Origin of the sequence: Bombilactobacillus bombi, from assembly GCF_013607485.1 — a bacterium.
GTDB classification, from domain to species: domain Bacteria; phylum Bacillota; class Bacilli; order Lactobacillales; family Lactobacillaceae; genus Bombilactobacillus; species Bombilactobacillus bombi_A.
On the sequence record NZ_SCHP01000007.1, the window covers coordinates 1 to 23,253 of the forward strand.

Annotated in this window: 17 protein-coding genes, 1 tRNA gene and 1 other annotated feature; of the genes, 14 read left to right on the top strand and 4 right to left on the bottom strand. The window is 38.6% G+C overall.

The genetic code is table 11. The features are described 5' to 3' along the window. Positions 1-203 precede the first annotated feature (203 nt). From EQ827_RS03020 to EQ827_RS09160, 8 genes are all read left to right on the top strand, one after another. Positions 204-6,470 carry a BspA family leucine-rich repeat surface protein gene (locus tag EQ827_RS03020; RefSeq protein ID WP_181189507.1) on the top strand — a complete coding sequence of 2,089 codons (6,267 nt, stop codon included), beginning with the start codon at positions 204-206 and terminating at the stop codon, positions 6,468-6,470. Between the two features lie 143 nt (positions 6,471-6,613). Beyond that, complete coding sequence (efp, locus tag EQ827_RS03025) at positions 6,614-7,177, top strand: elongation factor P (protein WP_181189508.1); 564 nt, start codon at positions 6,614-6,616, stop codon at positions 7,175-7,177. Further along, complete coding sequence (locus EQ827_RS03030; RefSeq protein WP_181189509.1) at positions 7,155-7,991, top strand: PfkB family carbohydrate kinase; 837 nt, start codon at positions 7,155-7,157, stop codon at positions 7,989-7,991. The genes efp and EQ827_RS03030 overlap by 23 nt, the downstream gene beginning before the upstream one ends. Further along, positions 7,984-8,532, top strand: a complete 549-nt coding sequence (locus EQ827_RS03035; protein ID WP_181189510.1) for an ECF transporter S component — start codon at positions 7,984-7,986, stop codon at positions 8,530-8,532. Before EQ827_RS03030 ends, EQ827_RS03035 begins: the two co-directional genes overlap by 8 nt. Positions 8,533-8,537: 5 nt before the next feature. After that, the gene (locus EQ827_RS03040) at positions 8,538-9,227 is read left to right on the top strand and encodes a YczE/YyaS/YitT family protein (protein WP_181189511.1); all 690 of its coding nucleotides are present in this window, start codon (positions 8,538-8,540) and stop codon (positions 9,225-9,227) included. Positions 9,228-9,281: 54 nt separating this feature from the next. Further along, a complete protein-coding gene (locus tag EQ827_RS03045) occupies positions 9,282-10,451 on the top strand; it encodes an aminotransferase class I/II-fold pyridoxal phosphate-dependent enzyme (RefSeq protein ID WP_181189512.1) in 1,170 nt (389 codons plus the stop codon). Between the two features lie 21 nt (positions 10,452-10,472). Then, a complete protein-coding gene (gene tyrS, locus EQ827_RS03050; RefSeq protein WP_181189513.1) occupies positions 10,473-11,738 on the top strand; it encodes a tyrosine--tRNA ligase in 1,266 nt (421 codons plus the stop codon). Positions 11,739-11,784: 46 nt separating this feature from the next. Next, complete coding sequence (locus EQ827_RS09160; protein WP_181189514.1) at positions 11,785-12,537, top strand: DUF975 family protein; 753 nt, start codon at positions 11,785-11,787, stop codon at positions 12,535-12,537. A 92-nt stretch (positions 12,538-12,629) separates the two neighbouring features. On the opposite strand, the gene EQ827_RS03060 is transcribed toward EQ827_RS09160, so the two are convergent. Further along, complete coding sequence (locus EQ827_RS03060; RefSeq protein ID WP_181189515.1) at positions 12,630-13,298, bottom strand: metal-dependent transcriptional regulator; 669 nt, start codon at positions 13,296-13,298, stop codon at positions 12,630-12,632. Positions 13,299-13,382: 84 nt separating this feature from the next. Here EQ827_RS03060 and EQ827_RS03065 point away from each other — a divergent pair, with 84 nt between their 5' ends. From EQ827_RS03065 to EQ827_RS03075, 3 genes are all read left to right on the top strand, one after another. Next, positions 13,383-13,904, top strand: a complete 522-nt coding sequence (locus EQ827_RS03065; RefSeq protein WP_181189516.1) for an HdeD family acid-resistance protein — start codon at positions 13,383-13,385, stop codon at positions 13,902-13,904. A gap of 154 nt (positions 13,905-14,058) precedes the next feature. Then, positions 14,059-14,131, top strand: a tRNA-Thr gene (locus EQ827_RS03070). A 185-nt stretch (positions 14,132-14,316) separates the two neighbouring features. Beyond that, positions 14,317-15,528 carry an MFS transporter gene (locus tag EQ827_RS03075; protein WP_181189517.1) on the top strand — a complete coding sequence of 404 codons (1,212 nt, stop codon included), beginning with the start codon at positions 14,317-14,319 and terminating at the stop codon, positions 15,526-15,528. Between the two features lie 58 nt (positions 15,529-15,586). On the opposite strand, the gene EQ827_RS03080 is transcribed toward EQ827_RS03075, so the two are convergent. Further along, positions 15,587-16,303: a hypothetical protein gene (locus EQ827_RS03080; protein WP_181189518.1), complete on the bottom strand. Its 717-nt coding sequence runs from the start codon at positions 16,301-16,303 to the stop codon at positions 15,587-15,589. Positions 16,304-16,459: 156 nt separating this feature from the next. Here EQ827_RS03080 and EQ827_RS03085 point away from each other — a divergent pair, with 156 nt between their 5' ends. Both EQ827_RS03085 and brnQ read left to right on the top strand, forming a co-directional pair. Further along, on the top strand, positions 16,460-17,131 hold the full coding sequence (locus EQ827_RS03085; protein ID WP_181189519.1) for a CPBP family glutamic-type intramembrane protease: 672 nt from the start codon (positions 16,460-16,462) through the stop codon (positions 17,129-17,131). A 202-nt stretch (positions 17,132-17,333) separates the two neighbouring features. Continuing rightward, positions 17,334-17,569 (top strand) — a binding site (T-box leader). A gap of 53 nt (positions 17,570-17,622) precedes the next feature. After that, positions 17,623-19,026, top strand: a complete 1,404-nt coding sequence (gene brnQ, locus EQ827_RS03090; protein ID WP_181189520.1) for a branched-chain amino acid transport system II carrier protein — start codon at positions 17,623-17,625, stop codon at positions 19,024-19,026. 12 nt (positions 19,027-19,038) lie between these two features. Here brnQ and helD read toward each other — a convergent pair whose 3' ends face one another. Continuing rightward, complete coding sequence (helD, locus tag EQ827_RS03095) at positions 19,039-21,318, bottom strand: RNA polymerase recycling motor HelD (RefSeq protein ID WP_181189521.1); 2,280 nt, start codon at positions 21,316-21,318, stop codon at positions 19,039-19,041. 325 nt (positions 21,319-21,643) lie between these two features. Here helD and trpS point away from each other — a divergent pair, with 325 nt between their 5' ends. Beyond that, positions 21,644-22,660: a tryptophan--tRNA ligase gene (gene trpS, locus EQ827_RS03100; protein ID WP_181189522.1), complete on the top strand. Its 1,017-nt coding sequence runs from the start codon at positions 21,644-21,646 to the stop codon at positions 22,658-22,660. A 109-nt stretch (positions 22,661-22,769) separates the two neighbouring features. Here trpS and EQ827_RS03105 read toward each other — a convergent pair whose 3' ends face one another. After that, the gene (locus EQ827_RS03105) at positions 22,770-23,246 is read right to left on the bottom strand and encodes a nucleoside 2-deoxyribosyltransferase (RefSeq protein ID WP_181189523.1); all 477 of its coding nucleotides are present in this window, start codon (positions 23,244-23,246) and stop codon (positions 22,770-22,772) included. Positions 23,247-23,253: the final 7 nt, after the last annotated feature.

Sequence of the window (23,253 nt, forward strand, 5' to 3'; positions counted from 1 at the left end):
ATACGATATAATTTGTCTTGATAGGATTTTTTAAATTGTAAACTATTATTAGTTTCTTTAGATAAACTTTACAATTTAGGTTAGAATAACTATTATTAAGTATAGTGATACCTGTCAAGCGTAATGCTCATTTTACATATTTTTTTTTCACAAGTTTGACAGGATAATTCAATCTGAAGAAATTTTGGGGGAGTTTGCTATTCATGTCAATGAAAACAATTAGTTCACATAGGTTTAGTTTTATAGCCGGAGTTGGCTTATTAGTGGTGGAATTTGCCTGCTTATTGATGGCATTTGCCATACCAACTAAAGCGGCGAATGTTTATTTAAAAGATATCCGAGCTAAGGGCACACAAATGTCCAGTGAATACGCTTTTTCACCTACTATTAGTTCGCAGACTGACATTCAAGTAATAGACTATAGTGGATGTAATTATTATGATAATGTCAATCAAAATAATTTTACGGGGGATCCAAAGGAGAAAACTGGTCCCAAACCAGCAGATATTGTGGATAATGAATTTGAAATCAAACCAACTGATACAACTGGCAATATGTCAATTACTTTACGATATACTAATGTGGGATTTGATGTAAATGGGAAAGCCATTGATGCAGATGTTACTGTTGCTACTCTGGGCGTTAAAAGCTGGGCTACAATTAGTCCGGTTGGTTTTGTAGAAATGGCTACTACTGGTATTGGTGATGCTTATCTTATGAATGCTTCTGTGACGATGAAATTTTTGACCCATGATAGTCATTCTCCCGCTAATGTCTCTGGGCATTTGACCTTTGCTAACGTTAATAGTGTAAAACATGTTCATATAAGCAGAGACATGTTTAATGCTATTTATTGTGATCCAGCTAGTGAGATTTATGACCTTAACAACAATACTTCTGAATATGAATTGACGGCGCAGAATAATACCAAAGATAAAGATACTGTCAAATTTACGGGAACTTTTAAGAATAAAAGCCAATTAAGTTATAGTTTTAACCAAGCTGGTTGGTATAAAGTTAAGGCTGGATTTGAAATGGGATCACTAGTTGATGTGGAGATTCCTGGTCCTAACAAGTCAGGTGTAGATGATACTAGCAAGAAAAAGCTTCAGGGGTTGATGCCTAAAAGCATACAAAGTCCAATTCAAGTCAAAAATGAATATACTCCTACGCTTTCTCCTAGAAGTTGGGAGATTCCTAATTTAGCACCAGCAAATAAGCAAGCAAACAATGTTCAACAGCAGATTCAGGTGCCTAAATTGTCTCCTCGAGGAGCTAATAATGGGGATGATATCTGGAAATTGCGTCCTCTGTATACTATTTTCCAAATAATGCCCAGTAAAAGCGCAGGTTATTTGAGTTCTTATTCTATTACTGATAATTTAGATCCTTATTGGACAATGACTCCGCCAGACAAACCAACGGGAACGGTAGATGTTTCCTCTAGTCTTATTATTACAGATGAAAATGGAAAATCGAAGAATAGTTACTTTACAGCAACAGTCGATAGTACTAATAAGCTGACCATTGCTGCTACCACTGCTGCCTTAGCCGATAAAGGTTTTTACAATCATGTGTATAATTTCGTTATTAAGGGTAGTTTTGTGAGAACAGTTGATAATAAGTTTCCCGAAAAATTGCCGCTTACTCTTAATTATGCAACAAAGGACAATACAGCTACTGCTTCTTATCAAGTAGCAGGCACCAACAAAAAAGTTAATAACTCTGCCACGGCTAATGATCAGAAGATTAAATATCCAGATCTTCCTACCGTTAAGGTAAATGATGTCTTTGGAGATAAAGAAACCCTGAAGGGTACAGTAAATGATGCTTTAACACACAGTGGAGATACTAATTACTTGGATATGAAGATTACTTATACAAATAATCAAGGTAATTCGGTCACAGCTCCTTTAAAGTTGAAGTCATCATCTCCAAGTCAGCCAAATCGGCTTGATAACCCTAACCCAGGAACAGATATTAATTTTGAGGCAGAATTGCCGAATGATATCCAAAAAGTAACAGATGATAGTAACTATGCTCAGCCTTTGACTATTACTGCCACCGATAATTATGATATTTCCGGGCAAGGAATAGCTAAGATTAAGACGTGGTGGAATCTTGACAATAGTGGTACTTTGACTATTTATAGCCACACTATTAATTATCCTTACGATGGCTCAACAAATGCTGCCCCATGGCCATGGCTCAATGCAGCTGGTAGTGTTAAGAAAGTTGTATTTGAAGGTGTTGTCACTAATACTAAAGGGGCGAGTTTGCAGAATATGTTTGCGCATATGTCAGGATTGAAGACGATTGAAAATTTAGATAATTTTCATGTCGATCATCCAGGAAGCACGCGGGCAATGTTTTGGGGCACTGGTTTAACTAGTCTAGATATTAGTCACTTTGATATGAGGGGTGTTCAAGATACAACGTCCATGCTTAGCAGTGATACTAATCCTAATACTAATAAGTTGAGTCAACTTACTTTAGGTGCCAACAATTATTTTCCTAAAGATCCTGGTTTAGTTGCTAGTTATAAAGATACTAATTATGGCCAAACTGACAATGATATTCCTGTTAAGTGGCGCGAAGATATAACTGGTGAAGACGACAATCATGCAAATAAGTTCTATGATTCATCTATATCTCAATCTGGATTAATCGGTTTGTATAGTAATGGCAAGTCTCTGTCCGGTACACGGACTTTTATCAGAGATGATGATTGGTGGAATCTGGATAACAGCGGAACATTGACAATTTATAAGCATGCTATAGATCTTAATATTACGTCGTATAGAGATTGGCCGTGGAGTAATGATACAGGCAAAGTTAAAACGGTTGATATTCAAGAGGGTGTTAAAATCAACACTTGCGCAGCAATGTTCATGTATATGACCAAATTAAATCAAATAAACGGATTAAAAAATCTGGACACTTCTCAGGTTAAAGATATGAGTAATATGTTTCAATTTGATTATGCTTTAACCCAACTTGATTTAAAAGATCTAAAAACACCTAATGTTACTGATTTTACTGAGATGTTTAAACAGTGTATAGGTTTACAAACTTTAGATATGAGCACTGTAGATATGTCTAAAGCCGCTGACAATGGCAAGAGTAATGGAACAACCAGTACTAATACGGCAACAACAGATATGTTTTCGAGGGATTCTCAATTAAAAGAACTAACGTTAGGCGATAAGACAAAATTTCTTGAAAGTCCAGCGATTCCGACACCACCCGCAGATTCACTTAATCATGCTCAAAATTGGAGTGCTTTGAGCGATGGAAAAACTTATACCAGTAACGCTCTAGAAAAACTATACGATAATCAGTTTGGTCCTAAGGACACTTATACTTGGGAAAATGATTGGTGGAACATTGACAATAATAAATTAACAATTTATCCACATAATATTAAATATCAAACTATTCTAAATCGTCCTGTTAAGTCAGTTGATTGGCCATGGTATCAAGATCCGGCAACTAATCCTTCTCCAGTCACATCTATCGAGATTAAACCTGGTGTTACTACTGATACAACTGCCGGGATGTTTATGAGCATGCCTAAGTTAACGAGTATTACTGGTCTAGGCAATTTAGATACTTCTAGCGTTACGGACATGAGTGATATGTTCTATGGAGATATTTCTTTAACCGGTGCAGGTCTTAGCGATTTAGATCAGTTAAAAACTGAAAATGTTACTAATATGTCTGGGATGTTTAGGTATTGTTATGCCCTAGATAATCCTAATTTAAGTAACTTTAAGACTTCTAACGTTACAAATATGAGTAATATGTTCCAAGGCGGTGATAAGATACATCCAAATACACCAAACCCAGATCCAAATAATCCAAAGGACTATAATGGCACCGATTTAAAAACATTAGACATTAGTAGTTTTGATATGAGTCATGTGTCAAACACTTCCAATATGTTTGGCAGCAACAAAAATCTTCAACAATTGACCTTAGGTGCGAAAACTTACTTTGCAACTGATCCAAAATTGACTTCAGCTACTGTTGACCATAATACAGGTCATAATACTGAAAAATGGCAAGCCGTTGGCAGTGGAACCATCGATAATCCCCTGGGTGAAGTATTAGCTGCTAAAGATCTAACTGACAAGTATAACAAAGTACCAACTTCTAGTGCACCTAATCCAGCTGAAACCTACGTTTGGGATAAGAGTTGGTGGGTCATTGATAATAATGTATTATCTATTTATAAACATACAATTGATTATAATGTAAATAATGGTGTTCCCACTTGGCCATGGGCTTCACAGGCTTCGAATTTAACAGGGGTAGTCTTTAAGGGAGACGTTACTACTGCGTCTAATACGACCTTGCAGAATATGTTTGCTCATATGAGTAAAGTAACTTCCATTACCGATTTAAATAAATTAGATACTGCTAATGCTGTCAACATGCATGGTATGTTTTATGATACGGGATTAACTAATTTGGACATTAGCAATTTTGACATGAGTCAAGTAACAGATACCGGTGATATGTTTAACGATAGTTCTAATCTAAATAAGATTACTTTAGGGAAAAACAATAAGTTTATTACTGTTAATCAGGATCCAAGATTAATTCCTGCTAGATGGCGCGAAGATATAGCTGGTCAAGATGATAATCATGCAGAACATATCTATGACTCAGTTGAGGTAATAGGATTGTGTAGTAACAACAATACTATCTCAAGCACTCGAACATTTGTGCGAGATGATTCTTGGTGGAATGTGGACAGACAGAACAAATTAACAATTTATCCTCATAAGATTGACTTGCAGGCTAGTTTAAAACGTCCAGTTAATTCTAGTGATTGGCCGTGGTATCAAGATCCGAAAGTTAATCCTTCTCCAGTCACATCTATTGAGATTAAGTCTGGTGTTACTACTGATACAACTGCCGGAATGTTTATGAGTATGCCTAAGTTAACGAGTATTACTGGTCTAGGTAATTTAAATACTTCTAGCGTTACGGACATGAGTGATATGTTCCAAGGAGATACTAGTCTAACAGGAACAAGTTTTAGTGATTTAGATCAGTTAAACACTGAAAATGTTACTAATATGTCTGGGATGTTCAAATATTGTTATAAACTAGATAAACTTGACATTAGCAGTTTTGATATGGGCAATGTGCAAAGTTCTGACGGTATGTTTTTAGGTAGCAACAATCTTCAACAATTGACTTTAGGTGCGAACACTTACTTTGCAACTGATCCAAACTTAACTAAAGCTGACACTAGCAAGGGTCCTAATACTGAAAAATGGCAGGCTGTTGGTAGCGGTACTGTTACTAATCCAGCTGGAGATGCCTTGACTGCTAATGATATTTATAATAATTATCATAAAAACAAAACTGGCAACCTTAAAGAAACATATGTTTGGGATACTCGCTGGTGGGATGTTACTGATGATGGAATTTTGAAGATTTACCAACATGAAATAGATTATCCATATGTTGATGCAAATCATGCCCCTGCTTGGCCTTGGGATCCTAAACAGCATGTTCAAGAATTTAGGGACACAATCAAAAAGGCAGAAATAATTGGGAAAGTTACTACTGCCACTAATTCCACTTTGCAGAACATGTTTGCGCATATGCACAATATGACCTCGATTACTGGTTTAAAGAATATAGACACTGAAAATGTTTTAAGTATGCGTTCCATGTTCTGGGGGACAGGTTTACAGACTATTGATATTAGTTCATTTAATATGAAAAACGTAAAAGATACTCAAGATATGGTTTCTAAAGACGATTTAATGAAGAAGCCAACTTTGTGGAAAATAACAATTGGTCCTAATTTTAAAGCACAAGCAAATAGTAAATGGTTCGATCCTGCTCCTAGTGATGACACACCAATTCCGGGAGATGGTAAGAATGTTCCAGATGGTATGTTTGTTAGTCGTAGTGTGAAATGGCAGGAAGTAGGAGATGGTAGTGACTATCATCCTAATGGTAGTACTTATACAGCTCAAGATCTAAATTCAATGACTTCTGATGGCAAAAACCACACTTATGTTTGGCAGCCATTTGAAGCAGGTTATCTGACACTAATGAATTGGCCTAAAAATTTAAAGTATAAAGGTTTTAATAATCCTCTTATAAATCCACTGCAATTTACAGCAGACAGTCAATTTAAAGTTGAAGATACTCGTCATATCCATAATGATTGGAAATTAATGGCAAGTATGGATAAGGGCTTAAAAGCAAATGGAACACCATTAAATTTTGAAGTTAACGCAAATAACAATAACTATAACTACACGAGTCCTTTTCCAGTGGGTGATAGTAACAGTATTACAAAGATAGACAAAAGTAATAATGGTCCAAAAGTTTGGGATTATGAATTTAATAATCCAATTCAACTGAACGTTCTATCTACTCCTGCACCTGGGACTTATAAAGGAAAAATTGAGTACACTTTGGTTGATTCTCTGCAATAGAAAAATGAGTCACTGCTAATTATATTAGTGGTAGACTCATTTTTTATATCTAAAATCAAATATTAATTAGCTCTAAACCTAAAATTATCAATGAATATCTGCTACAATTAATTGTATAAACTTTTTTAAAGGAGAGATAAGGAATGATTTCAGCAGTTGATTTAAGAGCGGGCATGACTTTTGTCCAAGATAATAAGTTAATTAAGGTAATGAGCGCCGACCATCATAAGCCGGGCAAGGGTAATACGGTAATGCGCTTAAAACTCAAGGACTTACGGACGGGTGCCATTACTGATACGACCATGCATCCTGATGTTAAATTAGAACAGGCGATTATTGACACGAAGAATGTGCAGTACTTATATACCCAAGATCAAACAGCCGTATTCATGGACTTAGAATCTTATGAACAATATGAAGTGCCACTAGATTTGATTAGTGATGAAGCTAAGTTTTTGGAAGAGAATATGACTGTGAAGATTGACTTTTACGGTGATGAAGTGGTAGGGATTACTTTACCAACGACGGTAACTTTAGAAGTTACTGATACACAGCCTTCGATTAAGGGTGCTACTGTTTCAGGCTCAGGTAAGCCAGCAACTTTATCCACTGGCTTAGTTGTGACAGTCCCTGATTTTGTGAATGTGGGCGATATGTTAGAGATTAATACTCAAGATGGTTCTTATGTCAAGCGCGCTAATAAATAAAAAATTAGCAGCCCAGCGGGTTTTATTGGCACAAGATTGGTCGAGCTGGGGCGATATTTCTCTAAAAAGTGCCACGACTTTATTTGAGGTTTGGGGACTGCCGACTGTCAGTTTGCCGGTGCAGTTATTAGCGGCTCATACGGGTTGGAGTAAGCAGGCTCCGGCTGTCAGCTTGACTTCTTGGTTAGAAGCAACTTTACAAGACTGGTCGGACTTTTCTTGGCGCGGAATTTGTTTAGGTTATTTGGGTTCAAAAGCACTGATTGATCTTTGGCAGGCTTATTTAAGCCACCAAGCAGGATTTGTTATTTTGGATCCGGCTATGGCTGATCAAGGACACTTATATCACGGATTGCCCCCTGATTATGTGACAAAGTTTCAAGAGCTGCTGCCTTGGGCCGATGTATTAACTCCTAATGTGACCGAAGCCCAGTTATTGACGGGAAGGTCGCTTAATGATGATCAATCCCTGCAGTTGGCTTTACAAGAGCTAAGCGGGCAAATGCGCGGCCAGCAAGTAGTGATTACTAGTGTGCGGACAGCTGACCAGATTGGGTGTGCTTATTTAGAAGGTCAGCAGTTGGTTAAGGTCATGCAGCCTTATTATCCCCGGCATTTGTTTGGCAGCGGGGATTTATTTACAGCATTGTTAAGCCTTTTGTTGTTGGCCAACTTCCAGTTTGCTCCAGCTATTAGGCAGGCGGCTTATTTGACGGCACAAGCTGTGCGGCAAACTGCTAAGTCAGCTTTAGATGTGGAATTAACAGCAATTATTGCACCATTGCTGCGGTTAAGGGGGGATAGTGATGAATAAGAAAAAACTGCAAAAGATTGTGTTTGCTGGTTTATGTGCAGCGATTATTTTTATTGGTGTTAGTTTATTTCGAATTAATTTGCCGGCGGTTGTTGGCCGCCCGTTTATTCATTTTGGTAATACTTTTGCGGTTATTGCTGTGTTGATTTTGGGCTTTAGATATGGAGCGGCGGCCGCTGTTTTGGGTTTAGGCCTGTTTGATATTTTGAATGGTTATGCGGCTACGGCTTGGATTACCATGATTGAAGCGTTGATTTTAGCTTTTGTGACTGCTGGAGTTTTTCGCGCACTTCACTATCAACCCGGCCAATGGGCAAAGCTATATGTAGTGTCTTTTAGTGCTGGCTTGATTAAGATTGTCACTTCCTGGTTAGCAGGGATTGTCGAAAGTCTTATGGTCGGTACGCAGCTCAAGGTAGCTGCGATTAATGCGTTTTTAAGTTTGCCGGCAACGGTAATTAATTCCCTTGCAACTTTTGTTATTGTGCCTTTATTGTACTTAGCTTTAGAAAAAACGATTTTGAAACGGATACGGTTATAAAATTTATGATTGAAGAAAATGGCCGCAAGCGGCGTTTGACTGCCCGCGAAGTGATTTTTTATTTAGCAATTTCGATTGTCTTGAATTCGTTCGCTAATGGTTTGGCTGTGGCTTCTAATCTGGGCAGTGCGGTATGGACGGCTTCTGCCGTGAACTTACATGGTATTTTGCCGGGCAGTCTGGGAACAATTTTATTTACCTATGCTATTTTGGTTCAAGTTATTAATTTGCTGATTCGCTGGCAGACTGTGGATTGGCGTGCAGTTTTCGCAAATTTGTTATTTGCGTTTTTGTTTAGCTATTTGGTGCAGTTTTGGACTCATTTGTTAGAGTATTTAGGTGTTACGCACTTGCCCTGGGGATTACGCTTAATCTTAGATATTTTGGGAATTGGCGGAATTGCTTTAGCAACGTCAATTTATCAACGTGTCGATGTCATGCTGCATCCGAATGATGAATTTAGTTACTTGATTCGTTTTAAATTTGTCCATGGCAGCGCTGCTTGGGGGCAATATTTAAGCTATGTGATTCCGGTGGTAATTATCGGATATTGTTTTGGACGGACAGGGCATTTATTGGCTGTTAATATTGGGACTTTTTTTGCTTTGTTCTGTCAAGGACCGATTATTGGCTGGGCTGATCAGCGGATTTTTCCCAAGTTGAAACATCGGCTGTTTTTGAAGTCTCGTTCCTAAAATTTCTATGTTAAAATTAAGTATTTAAAAATTCACTAAGGGGGAGGATTTAATATGACAACATTAGAAGAGCGGATGAGTACCGCGGCATTGCAATTGCAGCCCCAGGATATTTTTTTATTTAATGCTCGTGCTTTAAAAACGCCCGGAATTATTAATATGACTGTGGGTGAGCCGAACTTTAGCACTCCAGAACATATTAAGACAGCGGCTAAAACGGCTATTGATTCTTTACCTGTGCGCTATACTTTGCCCCAGGGTAAAGTGGAATTAACCCAAGCAATCGCAGATTTTTTGGCGGCCAAATATCAGCTGCACTATCAGCCAGATTCAGAGATTGTGACAACTATTGGGGTCACTGAAGGAGTTTTTACGACTTTAAAGGCTCTTCTGAATCCTGGTGATGAAGTGTTGCTGCCGACACCGTGTTTTACTATTTATGAACCTAATATTCGCTTGAACCAAGGGGTGCCGGTAATTATTGATACTTCACAGACGGACTTTCGCTTAGACCCAGCGGTATTAGAGCAAACTTTAGCTCAACATCCCCACGCTAAGGCGATTATTCTTAATTATCCTAACAACCCTACTGGTGTTACTTATACCAAGGAGCAACTGCAAGCATTAGCTGCTGTCTTGGCACGTTATCAGTTATTTGTAATTAGTGACGAAATTTATAGTGAATTATCTTATGATGTTCCTCATACTAGCCTGGCTCAGTTATTACCCGAGCAAACATTATTGCTGAATGGAGTTTCTAAATCTCATGCGATGACGGGCTGGCGGGTAGGCTATATTTGCGGACCTCAGGCAATTATGCAGCATATTTTGCATGTACATGAATTGGTGACGACTTCCATTCCCGCAGTTTCTCAATATGCTGCTCAAGAGGCTTTAACTAACGGTTTGTACGATGCAGCAGTGATGAAGGCTCAGTATCAAGAGCGACGCGATGTTTTGGTTGCGGGATTACCGAAGCTCGGTTTTGCGGTGACAAAGCCACAAGGTGCATTTTATATTTTTGCGAAGATTCCCGCTTCGCTCATTCAAGATGATGTACGATTGGCCGAAGACTTAATTGCTCAAGAGCAACTAGCAGTTCTGCCGGGCAGTTTCTTTGGTCAAGGCGGCGCTGGTTACCTTCGCATTAGTTACGCTGCCAGCATGGAAAATATCCACTTAACATTGCAGCGCTTGGCTGATTATTTACAGAAAGCGCAATAAATACCTTGAAGGAGAATGACAATGACAAAAAATATTATTGATGAACTGACATGGCGGGGAGCTATTAATCAGCAGACGGATGCGGATGGGCTAAAAGACTACGTGAATCACCACCAAATTGCCTTGTACTGTGGAGTGGATCCAACAGGAGATTCTTTACATGTTGGTCATTTGGTTACTTTCATGATTTTGAAACGTTTTCAGATGTTGGGGCATAAGCCGGTGATTGTTATTGGCGGCGCTACGGGTTCTATTGGTGATCCTTCCGGTAAAAAATCGGAACGGGTTTTACAGTCAATGGATCAAGTACGCCATAACCAAGATGCTTTAACCAAGCAAATGATTAACTTGTTTGGGACAGAAAATTTTGAAATTGTTAATAACTATGACTGGCTTTCCAAAATGGATTTGCTGTCTTTTCTCCGGGATTATGGTAAATTATTTAATGTGAATACCATGCTGAATAAGGAAATTGTGGCCTCACGTTTGGATGTGGGGATTTCTTACACAGAATTTACTTACCAGATTTTGCAGGCGATTGATTTTCTTACGTTATACCGTGAACATCAAGTGCAGCTGCAAATTGGCGGTGGCGATCAATGGGGCAATATTACTGCGGGTATTGATTTAATTCACCGTATTGAAGGCTCCAAGACTCCTGTTTTTGGTTTGACAATTCCTTTATTATTGAAGGCTGACGGGACTAAATTTGGTAAGACTGAAGGCGGCGCGGTATGGCTAGACCCGAAGAAGACCAGTCCTTACGAATTCTACCAATTCTGGCTTAATACTGATGATCGTGATGTGGTGAAATACTTGAAGTACTTCACATTCTTAACCCAGGATCAAATTGAAGACCTAGCACAAAAGATACAAACTGCCCCAGAAAAACGGGAAGCACAACGCACTTTGGCTCAAGAAGTTACTCGTTTTGTTCATGGACAAGCGGCTGTTGACCAAGCTGAAAAGATTTCCGCAGCACTCTTTTCTGGAGATATTCAGCAGCTAACTTCAGATGAAATTGAGCAAGGTTTTGAATCAGTGCCTTCAGTTGATTACGCTGGTCAAGAGTGCAATTTAGTAGAATTTTTGGTGGATCAGACCCACATTGAACCTTCACGTCGTCAAGCGCGCGAAGATATTCAAAATGGCGCTATTTATGTCAATGGCCAGCGGCAGCAAGATGTCGATTACCAAGTGGATCCGCAAAGTGCTTTTGATGGGCGTTTTGTCATTATTCGCAAGGGTAAAAAGAAATACACTTTAGTGCGTGTGCAGCACAATTAGTAATTAAAAATTCGCTTTGAGCGATTAGAAAGAGATAATAAATAACGTGCAATTTCCCAAGAGTATTTTTGAAATTAAATTATTAGCAAGAAAAGTCCTCCGGCAACAGCCTAATCGTATTTTACGCTTAGGTTGGGCGCCGTTATTGTTAGTGTTGTTAATAGTTTACTTGGCTATGCGGTTGACAACGAGTTTTTATGCGCAATTTACAGGTGCTGTAAGTTATGAACAAATTTATAAGGCGATGAATAGCTGGCTGACTAATAATCCGCAGATTTATTGGTATGTTATCGAAGGCCGCCTAGCATATTTTTTGATTTTTACGGGGGTTGCCTTTGCTTGCTTGGATTTGTTGCGGCAGCCAAAACGACAGAGTACTTGGGGTGATGGCTGGCAGGTTTTTTCACAGGCATATTTTTTCCCCGTGATTACTCTGTGGCTGCTAATTTTGATTATTTCTCAGTTAATTGGCCGTTTGCCGTCGTTTGTTGGCTTATTGCTGGCTTTGATTGTGCGTTATGGCTTGATGTTAACTTATTTTATCTATAAGGATTTAAGCATGCAAAAGCCCCTTTCTTGGCGGCAGTGGCTTTTGACTTTAAGATTGAGTTGGCAGTTAATGCGCGGCCAAAAGCTGCGGCTGTTCTGGTTAGAAGTGAGTTTTTGGGGCTGGGATTTATTGAATTACTTTACTTGGGGAATTTTAAGCCTTTATTTGGTGCCTTATAAGGCAGCCAGTTACGCGATTTTTTATCAAGATTTGGTTAATATTAATGGCCACAAGATTATTATTAAATAAAAGGAGTCGGAACAAGATTTTGTTCCAACTCCTTTTTTATAATTCAATATTGGGTTTTCAGGGTTCTGGTTAGGCAGAACTTTTTTAGCTGACTACGATTTTTGTGCAGAATGAGCTTTTTCAACAAAAATAAAATCGGTCGTTTTTTTGCTTAAAGTCAATGTTTCGCCGGTATCGGTTTGAATTAATAAAGAGTCATCAAAGGGCAGCTGCTTTAAAACAGTGACAGTTTGGTTTAGTTTTAAGTTGAGCTGGGCAAAGTAATCGAGGAATTCACGATTATCAAAGATCCGCACAATTTTGACAGGGGTCTGCAGCTTGACTTCACTTAAGACCAAATCATCATCATCCGTTTCGCCTTGACCGTTGCCGGGAATGATACCGCCATGGGGACATTTTTGAGGATAATTGAGGAATTTATTGAGAGCTTGCACTAATTTGTCATCTGTACAATGTTCCAAAGAATCCGCCGCTTGATGAACGTTATTAGTGGTATAATGAAGTTTGTCAGTTAAGAAAAACTCCCAAAGTCGGTGTTTTTTTACCAATCTTTCAGCTTCTTGGCGCCCTTTTTTTGTCAGGGCAATTGCATTATAAGGAGTGTGTTCGATAAAACCGCTTTGGGATAAATTTAAAAGCATTTCCGTAACTGAGGGCGCACTGACATGCATCATTTCGGCTAGGCGTTTATTAGTAACTTTTTGAAAACTATGCTGCAGCTCGAAAATATTTTTGAGATAATCTTCTTGACTGGGAGACAATTATGTAACCTCTTTTATAAAGTTGATAGTCTTATTATACGGTGTTGTTGGTGCGGGCGCAATTTATTTAGGGGGAGTTTGGCAATGAGTAGGACACAACGTTTTGATTGGTTAAGTTTAATTATTGGTATTTTTTCGGTAGTAGTCGGCGTGCAGATTTTACGTAATCCAGTTTCTGGATTGATATCAATTATGATATTGTTAGGTGCTTTTTCGCTGGTGCGGGGCTGTTATCAACTTTGGCTGGCCGCTAAGATCCATCAAATCATGATGCGCAGCCGGGTGGGGTGGCTAATCTTTTCCGGTGTGATTGATATTATTTTAGGATTAGTGTTTTTGTTTAATTTTCCTTTAGGTTTGACGACTTTAATTTATATTTTGGCTTTTTGGTTTATTATTGATGGGGTGGCTGAATTGAGCCTGGCCCCAATTTATCGGCGTGTCGGCAAAAGCTACCATTGGTTAATTATTATTTTAGCGATTCTAAGTATTGTTGCAGGTATTACACTGCTATTTCGGCCATTGATTGGTGGCGTTTTGATTGTTTCGCTAGCGGCGGTTTACTTTTTTATGGCCGGCATTTTAGAAATTATCGAAGCATTTTAAGTATTTACATATCAGAAAACATCTTATTGCGGGTGTTTTCTGATTTTTTGATGTAATAGCAATGTATGGGGTTGGAGCAATTATTTCTGAAATTTATGCCGAATTTGCTCTTGCAAAATTATAATTTTTTGGTATTATAGTTAAGTACTGAGTTGCCATCTTAGCTCAGCAGGTAGAGCGCCACCGTGGTAAGGTGGAGGTCGTCGGTCCGAATCCGATAGATGGCTTATATTGTGGTAATAAGCATCCTCAAAGGGGATGCTTTTTTATTTGGTAAATTTTGCTGATAAATTAGGAATTTATTGGTATAATTAATATTATTTAATCCAATCCCTTATTAAGGTTTTTTGATAGGGTAGATGTTTTTTAATTTATTATTTGTAATCGTTTTCGATTAAGTGAGGTGCTTTTAATGGAAAAGAAGACGCAAACTCCAGTTAAGCGTGGCGGCATGGCCATGGTTATTGCCTTAATGACTGGGTATTCGGTAATTTATATGGATAAGCAGATGATTTCGGCTGCTGTTGTTCCTATTACGCAGCAATTTCATTTGGCCTCCCAGCAAGCGGGTTTTATTATGAGTGCGTTTTTTCTGGCGTACTGCTTGATGAGTATTCCTGCAGGCTGGTTAGTAGATAAGTTTGGCTCGAAGAATATTTTAATGCTTTCCATGATTTTAACAGCTGTTTTTGCTTATGCATTTGGCTGGTCCAGTGGGTTGTTGTTCTTTATTTTGATGCGTTTTGGCTCGGGGGTTGGACATAGTGGTTATCCATCAGCAGCTTCCAAAGCCATTGCCGAGAATTTTGACAGCGACAAACGGGTATTTATGCAGTCAGCAATTTTGACTACTACTGGTATTGGGGCGATTTTAGCCTATGCTGTGGGGACGCGCGTGATTGCTATTAATTGGCGGTATGGCTATGTGTTATTAGGGACGTTATTTGTTGTGGCTTTTTTCTTTGTAACTTTCTTTGTCCCAAAAGATCAAAAACAAGTCCAAGCGGTTACTACTACTAAAAAGGTGGGCTTAGGCAAAGTCTTAAAAGACCCTAATGTGATTGTTTTGGCATTGGTATTGGTTTTGATTAATGTGGCTGCTTATGGCAGTTCTTCGTGGATGGTGACTTTTTTGACTAAGAGTTATCATTTGTCTTTAAAGGCTGCGGGTAATATCTTGGCGGTTAATGCAATTTGGCAAATTGTCGGCAGTCTAGGCAGCGGTATGGTCTTGACTAAATGGTTTGCCGGCCAACAAAAGAAATTTATTGTGACAACTGCTGCTATTGGAATGTTGTCCACAGCGGTTATGGTTTCTGTACATAATTTGCTTTTGGTGACAGTAATGTTAGCTATTTCTAATTTGACGATTGTAGCGACTTTTACGGGTTCTTTTACATGGTCTCAGCGCTTGTTCAGCAAAGACCGCATTGGATCCGCTACGGGAATTTTGAATTTTGGAGGAACCTTTGGCGGTGTCATTGGACCTTCTTTAGCTGGATTTTTAGTAGACTTATTTAAGGGTAGTTTTGTGGTAGCCTTTTTGGTTTTAGGAGCGTTATTATTTGTGAGTGGTTTATTAACTTTATTTATTAGAGCTCCTAAACTAGAGAATAGTAATTAAGGTCATTAAATAAAAAAATCTTCCAAGCAATTGCTTGGAAGATTTTTTATTATCAAACTTATTTAGTAACATTGACAGTTAATTTTTTGCCTTCAACTAAGGTTGTTAAGTGGTAACCTTGGATATCTTTAGTTTGACTTTTGCCCTTGTTCTTTTTGGCTTGGTCAACTAAGTCAGTTAGGTCCGCTTTCTTAATACCTAAACCAGAAGCCATTGCACTAACATGAGATTTGACTTCAGAACTAGTAATATCAGTAATTTCTAACTGCATACTATAAATATGTGTCTCATCACTTAAGAAATGATAGGTAGTTGTTGGACTAAACATTAAATCTAAAGGACGATCTAATTTTGGTGTTTTAGTTGGCATTTTAGCTTGCATTTTCTTAGAATTGTTAAAGTTTTTGGCAAACTTTGCACTGCTAATCACTACTTTAGGCTTTTTAACAGTTACTTTAATTGGCTTACTTAAATTTTGCTTTTGGCTGACTGTTACTTTACGAGTATTTAAAGAAGCAGGTAAGGTAATTGTAAAACGCTTATTTTTGATTGTTGTAGAATCTTTAGCGTTATCGGCAACTTGATAATAAACCTTACTGCCCTTAGTGGATGTACCACTGATTTGTTGTTTTAATCCATTATTACTAGGAGTTACTTGGGCACTAAAAGGCTTAATTGGCTGATTGGTGTTAGATTTACTAGAATTGTTGTTGGCACAGCCGGTCAACAAAATTGCTAAGCCCGCAACCGCAGTCGCTACTTTTTTACTAAACATTAATTATAACCACACTTTCTTTTATTATATAAACTTCATTATACCAGTTTTTACATTGATAGTTATGAAGAAACAGTGATTTTTGGAAATGATTTGAGGTGTTTAGCTTGCTAATGTTATAATGCCTAGGTAAATATAAAATTTGGGAGAAAGTTTATGCAAGCACTCAAAACACCATCAATTCGCCTTACTTGGTACGCAATTTGGTTAATTTTAGTTGTTTTTTCTCAAAAATTAGAACAATTGTGCCTTAGCAATAAGGGACTTCATCCGGTAGCTGTGGTCTTTTTTTTGGCTTTTTCGCTTGCTACTTTGTTTTTGATGTTACTGCGTTATCGCCATGAACAACGTTATTTTGTTAAGCTACATACAGGTTTATTAGAGGGGATTACTGAATTTTTTGGTCTGATTATATTTGCAACTATCACTATTGGCGTTTTTATGTTGTTGGTTAGTTATTTGAAAGCTATGGGTCATTTTCCCTCATTAATTAATCGCAGTGATTATTTAGAGCGCGGTTCAGCGGCCTTTTGGTTCGATTTACTCGCGAGTGCCTTTATTATTGCGATTGAACAGCAGTTTGTGACAGTGGGATTTTTCTTTAATTACTTTATGCGGCGTAATTCACTCGGAGGCGCTTTTTTGGGAGTCTTTTTAAGCGGCCTCATTTTTGGAGCTTTGAATTTTGAAGTTTGGCATTGGATCAATTTCTTTATTTATGTTTCAATTGGCTGGATGCTAGCAACGGTTTATTTGTCGACGCAAAATTTACGAGTTTGTATGCTGATAGCAATTTTTATAGCATTATTAAAAGTGATATTAATTTAATCTGTGAATATATGCTGTAGTATTCAAAGCGGAGTGCGGACAATTTTTGTCCGCACTCTTTTTTGTTATTAAGTGGATTTTCAGCTAAGCTACTGACAAGTTTAATAACACCGACAGTTTTTACAAATTTTTTCGGTCCTGAAAAAAATTAAATAAAAGCTTGACATTTATTAGATTGGTCTTTATTATATTAGTAATTCATTAGAAAACAATGAGAAAGACGAGTTATAATAAACCCACTATCAAGCGAGCTTCAATTGGTGTAAGGAAGCTAGATGGCTATTATAACAATCACTTTTGAGTTATGCGGTGAAATTGGTAGCTGGCATTGGGACATCCATTATCATGTAATACGTATAGTCATGAGGCTATATGTGAAGAGAAACTGCGGTTATTAGTTTCTAAAAAAAGGTGGTACCGTGCTAGAGCGCCCTTTAACTATTTTTAGTTGGTTAAGGGCGTTTTTATATTAAAAAGGGGAGGAAATAACTATGCATCAAGAACATGATTTAAATCCAAAGCCATTGTCAATCAAGGATTATTTAATAGTTGGTTCGCTATTATTTGGCCTATTTTTTGGAGCTGGAAATTTGATTTTCCCCCTGCACTTAGGACAGTTAGCGGGTGGACATTGGGTGACGGCAATGATTGGTTTTTTGGTAACTGCCGTCGCCTTACCATTGTTGTCAGTTTTGGCAGTGAGTATTACCCGCTCGCAAGGTGTTTATGATATTGGCCGGCCGTTAGGACCAGCTTTTGCCTTACTTTTCATGATTTTAATTCACGCAGCTATTGGTCCACTTTTTGGTACGCCCCGGACGGCGACAGTTTCTTTTACCGTTGGGATTGAACCGTTATTGCCCGCAAACTGGGCTCACAGTGGTTTATTAATTTATTCCGCAATCTTTTTTATATTAGCGTTTGTGATTTCTTATCAGGAAACCAGTATTATGACTAGTGTTGGTAAGGTGTTGAATCCATTATTCTTACTCTTGTTATTTGCAATTTTCTTATTGGCCTTTTTCAAGCCGATGAGTGCCGCTTCACAACAGCCGATAACGACTGCCTATCAAGATAAAGCTTTCTTTAATGGTTTTTTGCAAGGATATAATACGATGGATGCTTTGGCGGGATTGGCTTTTGGAGTTACTATTGTTACTGCTGTTAGACAATTGGGTAAGACGACTCCACGCAGCAATGCCCAAGTTACAGCTAAGGCGGGCGTTATCGCTACGGGCTTAATTGGTCTGATTTATGTCGCTTTAATTTGGATTGGAGCTACTACTTTAGGTAAGTTCAAGCTTTCAGCTGATGGTGGCGTGGCGTTTACTCAATTAGTTAATTTTTATTTAGGCCGTTTAGGTCAGGTCTTATTAGCTGTGTTAATCGTTTTAACTTGTTTAACGACGGCTGTGGGCTTGGTAGCAGCTTTTGCACAAGATTTTTATCACCATTTTCCAAAGATTAGTTATCATACTTGGTTATTTTTGACATGTTTGGCATCGTTTGGAACTGCTAACTTTGGTCTTGATACGATTATTGCCTGGTCGACACCGTTATTGATGTTCTTATATCCTTTTGCGATGGTTTTGATTTTATTATCAATTCTTTCACCACTATTCCATCGCGATGCCCGGGTCTATGGTTGGAGCGTGGCTTTGACTGCGATAGCTGCTTGTTTAGATATGGTGGCTGCTTTTCCGCCAGTAATTAGTCAAACTTCTTGGGCAAAGGCCTTGATCGCTTGGCAGCAACAATATTTGCCCTTCGCCAATGTGGGCATGGATTGGGTTGTTCCTGCGGCTTTAGGTGCAATTATTGGTTTAGCCTTTTACTTTGGCGATCGTTATCATCGGCCCGTGAAGGCTAAAAAATACGCCCAACAAAAGAGCTAGTGGGCGTTCGGGTTAAATTGTTTTAATATGAAGACTTTGGGGTTGTACCTGCTGAAATATGGTTGCTGGTTGCTGATTGCAGGTGAAATTTAATTGGTGCAAGGCTCGAGTAGCGATAGTATATAAAATTCCCCAATCGTTGGAAGAAGAGTAATTTTGAGTAGAGACATCATAACCAATAACGCAATCAAACTCTAACCCCTTAGCCAAATAGACAGGCAAAATGACAATGCCATCAGGTATTTTACTATTTTGTTCAGTTAATAAACTGGCTTGATTTTGATAAATATCACTGAGCTTTTGGGCTTGTTGTTGGGTTTTGGTAATGATAGCGACGCTGCGATATTTTTTCGCAAATTCTTGAGCTAATTGGAGGGTTTTGGCCTGACAAGATTCGGCGTCACTAATCCATAAGGTGGGCAATTCACCGGCTCGATTGAAGGCTTGAATTTGTGCACCAGAAGGGATGAATTGCTTGGCAAGATTAGTAATGGCTGCAGTTGCGCGGTAACTTTGGTTCAGCGTAATTAAAGCAGCCTTTTTTTGTGGGAATAGGTGGGTTAAAGTTTCAAAACGCTTTTGAGAAAGCTGCTGATGGGCATATACGTTTTGTTCAATGTCTCCTAATAAAGTTAATTTAGCATTGGGAAAGGAGTGCTGGATATAAGCTAGCTGCATGGCAGAATAATCTTGCATTTCATCAATAAAGAGATATTTAATGCGCTGGTTTTGGCCGCTGCCTGTTACCAATTGCTGCAAATATAAGAGGGCACTGGCGTCATCTAGCTGCAGGTAGTGGTGCTCTAAATTGTCATTTACATCAGCAATCATCTCCTGCCATGTCGTGGGACTAATTGAGTCGGGCCGCACATGTTGTAGAAAGTTTTGGTATAACTTAAAGATATCAAAGAAATAATCATTATAAAGAGCGGCATAAACTGGCCGATAATAGTCTTTTAAAAACTTACGTGCTAATAACTGTTGCTGTTGGCTGCTGGTATAATTTTCTAAATTCAGTTTCTGGGTGATTTGTTGGTATTGAGCCTCGGACATGTCATCCAAGGCTTCTAGAACCCAATCGGCCTGTTCTTGTTGATGTAAATGGTGCTGTAATTTTTTTATCAAGGCGTTTTTAGTTTGTAAAAATTTATCGGCACTCGATAAGGCCTGGGGCAGCTGGTGATAAAGGGATTGGATTTCTTCTTTTTTAAAGAATACCCGGCCTTCAAAGATCACGTCGCAAAAAGCTTGGGTTAAATCAGCTTGTCGACCATAAGCTTGTAAGGCAGTAACAAAATCAAGGCTATCTTTATATTGACGAATTTGGTGAAGAGCCGGGCTATAAGTGGTTTGGTCTTGTTCAAATCTTTGGAATAAAGATTGAATTTGGACACCATGTAAACGGCGGGCCAAAAAAGTCTGCAAGGTCACTTGCCGCATGTTTTTTTCTCCCAAACTAGGCAATACTTGAGCAATATAATTAGAGAACAGATTATTAGGTGAAAATAGAATAATCTGTTCGGCATCTAATTGTTGACGACTATGGTAGAGCAGATAGGCAATCCGCTGCATAATCGTGGAAGTTTTCCCCGACCCGGCAGCTCCTTGCACGATTAGGAGTGCTGTTTTTGTATCACGAATGATTTGATTTTGCGCCCGCTGAATGGTTGCAACAATATTTTTCATTTGGGCGCTGCTGGCTTGACCAAGGGCATTTTTTAAGATTTCATCGCCGATTGTTTCGTTGGTGTCGAACATATTTTCAATTTGGCCGTTACGAATAGAGAATTGGCGTTTGCGCTGCAAGGTGACCTCTTGGCGCCCAGCCGGTGCTTCATAGTGTACCTGACCTAAGGTGCCATTATAATAAATGCTGGCAATAGGTGCACGCCAATCATAAACCCAAAATTCTCCTTGTTCATCACTTAAAGAGGCTGTGCCAATATAAAGGGTGTCGTTATCGCCGTCTTCTTGGATATCAATGCGGCCAAAGTAAGGAGAGCCTGCTAAGGCTTGTAAGGCGCGCTGTTTTTGTTGGAGAATCTCTTCATTGCTGACAGCACTGGTCATTAATTGCCGTTGCTGCTGTAAGGTAGCATTGGTTTCGATAATATCATCGGTTTCAATATAATTAGCCCGGGTATTAGCACCAAAATTTAATTCTACTTGGCGGCGTTCGTGCTGAGCTTGTTCAATATTAATTTGGGTTTCCTGCAGCTGCTGGTTAATGATGTCATCAACATAGGTGACACGTTTTTGTTCAGCCGCCTTAGTTTCATTAGGAAATTGCATTATAAACCTTCCTTATATTATTATAAGTTTTTTAATTCATTTAAAAGTGGATTCAAAATTAATTTGACATTTGTTTAGAAGTTATTATAATATTGTTTTAATTAAATGAAAGTGCAAAGTATTGTTTCTACGGGAAAACAGAGACTAGCCGTTAGCTGCAAGGTTAGCCCGGTAGTGACAAGAAGTGGAGCTGAGAATTTGGTGTTTGGCGCCTTAAGCCAGCTTAAAGCGGCAGATGATATATCTGCAAAACAGGTGGTACCGCGCAATGTCGTCCTATTGTTCCTTGGAACAATAGGATTTTTTAATATAAAGGAGAATAAATATGTCTCAACATACTATTTTAACAGCTGATCGTCCGACCGGAAAACTACACATCGGCCATTATATTGGTTCTTTAAAAAATCGCGTTAAGTTACAAAATACAGGAGATTATCGCACCTTTATTATGATTGCTGATATGCAGGCTTTAACCGATAATGCCCGCAATCCGGAGAAGATTCGCCGGAGTTTAACCGAAGTGGCCTTAGATTATTTAGCAGTGGGGATTGACCCCCACAAGTCGACAATTTTTGTGCAGTCGCAAATTCCCGCTCTCAATGAGTTAACGATGTATTATTTGGATTTGGTAACTTTAGCGCGCTTAAAGCGTAATCCTACTGTTAAAACCGAAATTAAACAAAAAAATTTTGGTGAAAGTGTACCTGCCGGCTTTTTGGCTTATCCTGTCAGCCAAACTGCTGATATTACCGCCTTTAAGGCCGATACAGTGCCTGTAGGTGATGATCAAGAGCCGATGTTGGAGCAGGCTCGCGAAATTGTTCGTTCTTTTAACTCAATCTATCAACGAGATGTTTTGGTAGAGCCAGAAGGAATTTTTCCTCCTCAAGGTCAAGGCCGGCTGCCAGGATTAGATGGCAATGCTAAAATGAGCAAGTCGTTAGATAATGCCATTTATCTCTCTGATAGTGCGGAGATTGTGCATCAAAAAGTAATGAAAATGTATACTGACCCTAATCATATTCACGTAGAAGATCCGGGACAAATTGCTGGCAATATTGTTTTTGAATACTTAGATGTTTTTGGTACTGACAAAGAGTATATTAAGCAATTAAAGGCACAATATCAAGCAGGTGGCTTGGGTGATGTAAAGGTTAAGCGGTATTTAGAAGAGGTCTTAAATGCTGTCTTGGATCCTATTCGTCAGCGTCGCCAGATGTATGAGCAGGATTTAGGTGAAGTTTATCGCATTTTAAAGCAGGGCAGCCAAGCTGCCAATGAAGTGGCGGAACAAACTTTGCAAGAAGTTCGTGCTGCTATTGGGGTTAATTATTTTGAATAATTGTGGAAGATTTTTCTGTGTGGAACAGAAGAAAAGATAGTTAAGAGACAGCAAATAACCTGGATAATTATTATCCAGGTTATTTTTGTGTTTATATAAAAAAGCGTAATTACCTTAAGTGCTGTTGAACAGCCTTTAATAAGTCGGCTTCATTATTAACAATCTGTCCATTAAGTTTAATTAAGCCAGTAGTATAAAGGTTAAGATAATGAAATTGATTTTCCGCAATTTGGCTTAAAGCGCCTAGTTTAGCCTGATTATCGGCGCCCTGTTGGCGACTATCAGTATAAAGGCCAATAATGGGTATTTTGTTTGCATAAGCGACACCAATTTCACTGGCTACACCATTATCAATAGTATTGCCATCTAAAATAGCCACAAGCAAATCGCTGCTGGTTAATTTTTGAGTATCGGCTTGAGCAATCATTTTAGAATCAGCATAAGCTTGTTTATTGTTAATCTCGCCATTTTCTTGAGGTAAATAAAGTTCAATTTGGGGACTGAGTTGGCGGATTTTTTGTGCTAAAGCAGCATTATAATTAATTTCTGCTTGTGAGAATAAGGCATTGGCAAAGTAGATTTTCATGATAAAC

Bases quoted from the DNA above. Each gene is read 5' to 3' on its own strand.
- EQ827_RS03045 (WP_181189512.1), top strand. From the start codon at position 9,282: ATGACAACATTAGAAGAGCGGATGAGTACCGCGGCATTGCAATTGCAG.
- efp (WP_181189508.1), top strand. From the start codon at position 6,614: ATGATTTCAGCAGTTGATTTAAGAGCGGGCATGACTTTTGTCCAAGAT.
- EQ827_RS03020 (WP_181189507.1), top strand. From the start codon at position 204: ATGTCAATGAAAACAATTAGTTCACATAGGTTTAGTTTTATAGCCGGA.
- trpS (WP_181189522.1), top strand. From the start codon at position 21,644: ATGTCTCAACATACTATTTTAACAGCTGATCGTCCGACCGGAAAACTA.
- EQ827_RS03030 (WP_181189509.1), top strand. From the start codon at position 7,155: ATGTCAAGCGCGCTAATAAATAAAAAATTAGCAGCCCAGCGGGTTTTA.
- EQ827_RS03075 (WP_181189517.1), top strand. From the start codon at position 14,317: ATGGAAAAGAAGACGCAAACTCCAGTTAAGCGTGGCGGCATGGCCATG.
- EQ827_RS03085 (WP_181189519.1), top strand. From the start codon at position 16,460: ATGCAAGCACTCAAAACACCATCAATTCGCCTTACTTGGTACGCAATT.
- tyrS (WP_181189513.1), top strand. From the start codon at position 10,473: ATGACAAAAAATATTATTGATGAACTGACATGGCGGGGAGCTATTAAT.
- EQ827_RS03065 (WP_181189516.1), top strand. From the start codon at position 13,383: ATGAGTAGGACACAACGTTTTGATTGGTTAAGTTTAATTATTGGTATT.
- EQ827_RS03035 (WP_181189510.1), top strand. From the start codon at position 7,984: ATGAATAAGAAAAAACTGCAAAAGATTGTGTTTGCTGGTTTATGTGCA.
- helD (WP_181189521.1), bottom strand. From the start codon at position 21,318: ATGCAATTTCCTAATGAAACTAAGGCGGCTGAACAAAAACGTGTCACC.
- EQ827_RS03105 (WP_181189523.1), bottom strand. From the start codon at position 23,246: ATGAAAATCTACTTTGCCAATGCCTTATTCTCACAAGCAGAAATTAAT.
- EQ827_RS03080 (WP_181189518.1), bottom strand. From the start codon at position 16,303: ATGTTTAGTAAAAAAGTAGCGACTGCGGTTGCGGGCTTAGCAATTTTG.
- brnQ (WP_181189520.1), top strand. From the start codon at position 17,623: ATGCATCAAGAACATGATTTAAATCCAAAGCCATTGTCAATCAAGGAT.
- EQ827_RS03040 (WP_181189511.1), top strand. From the start codon at position 8,538: ATGATTGAAGAAAATGGCCGCAAGCGGCGTTTGACTGCCCGCGAAGTG.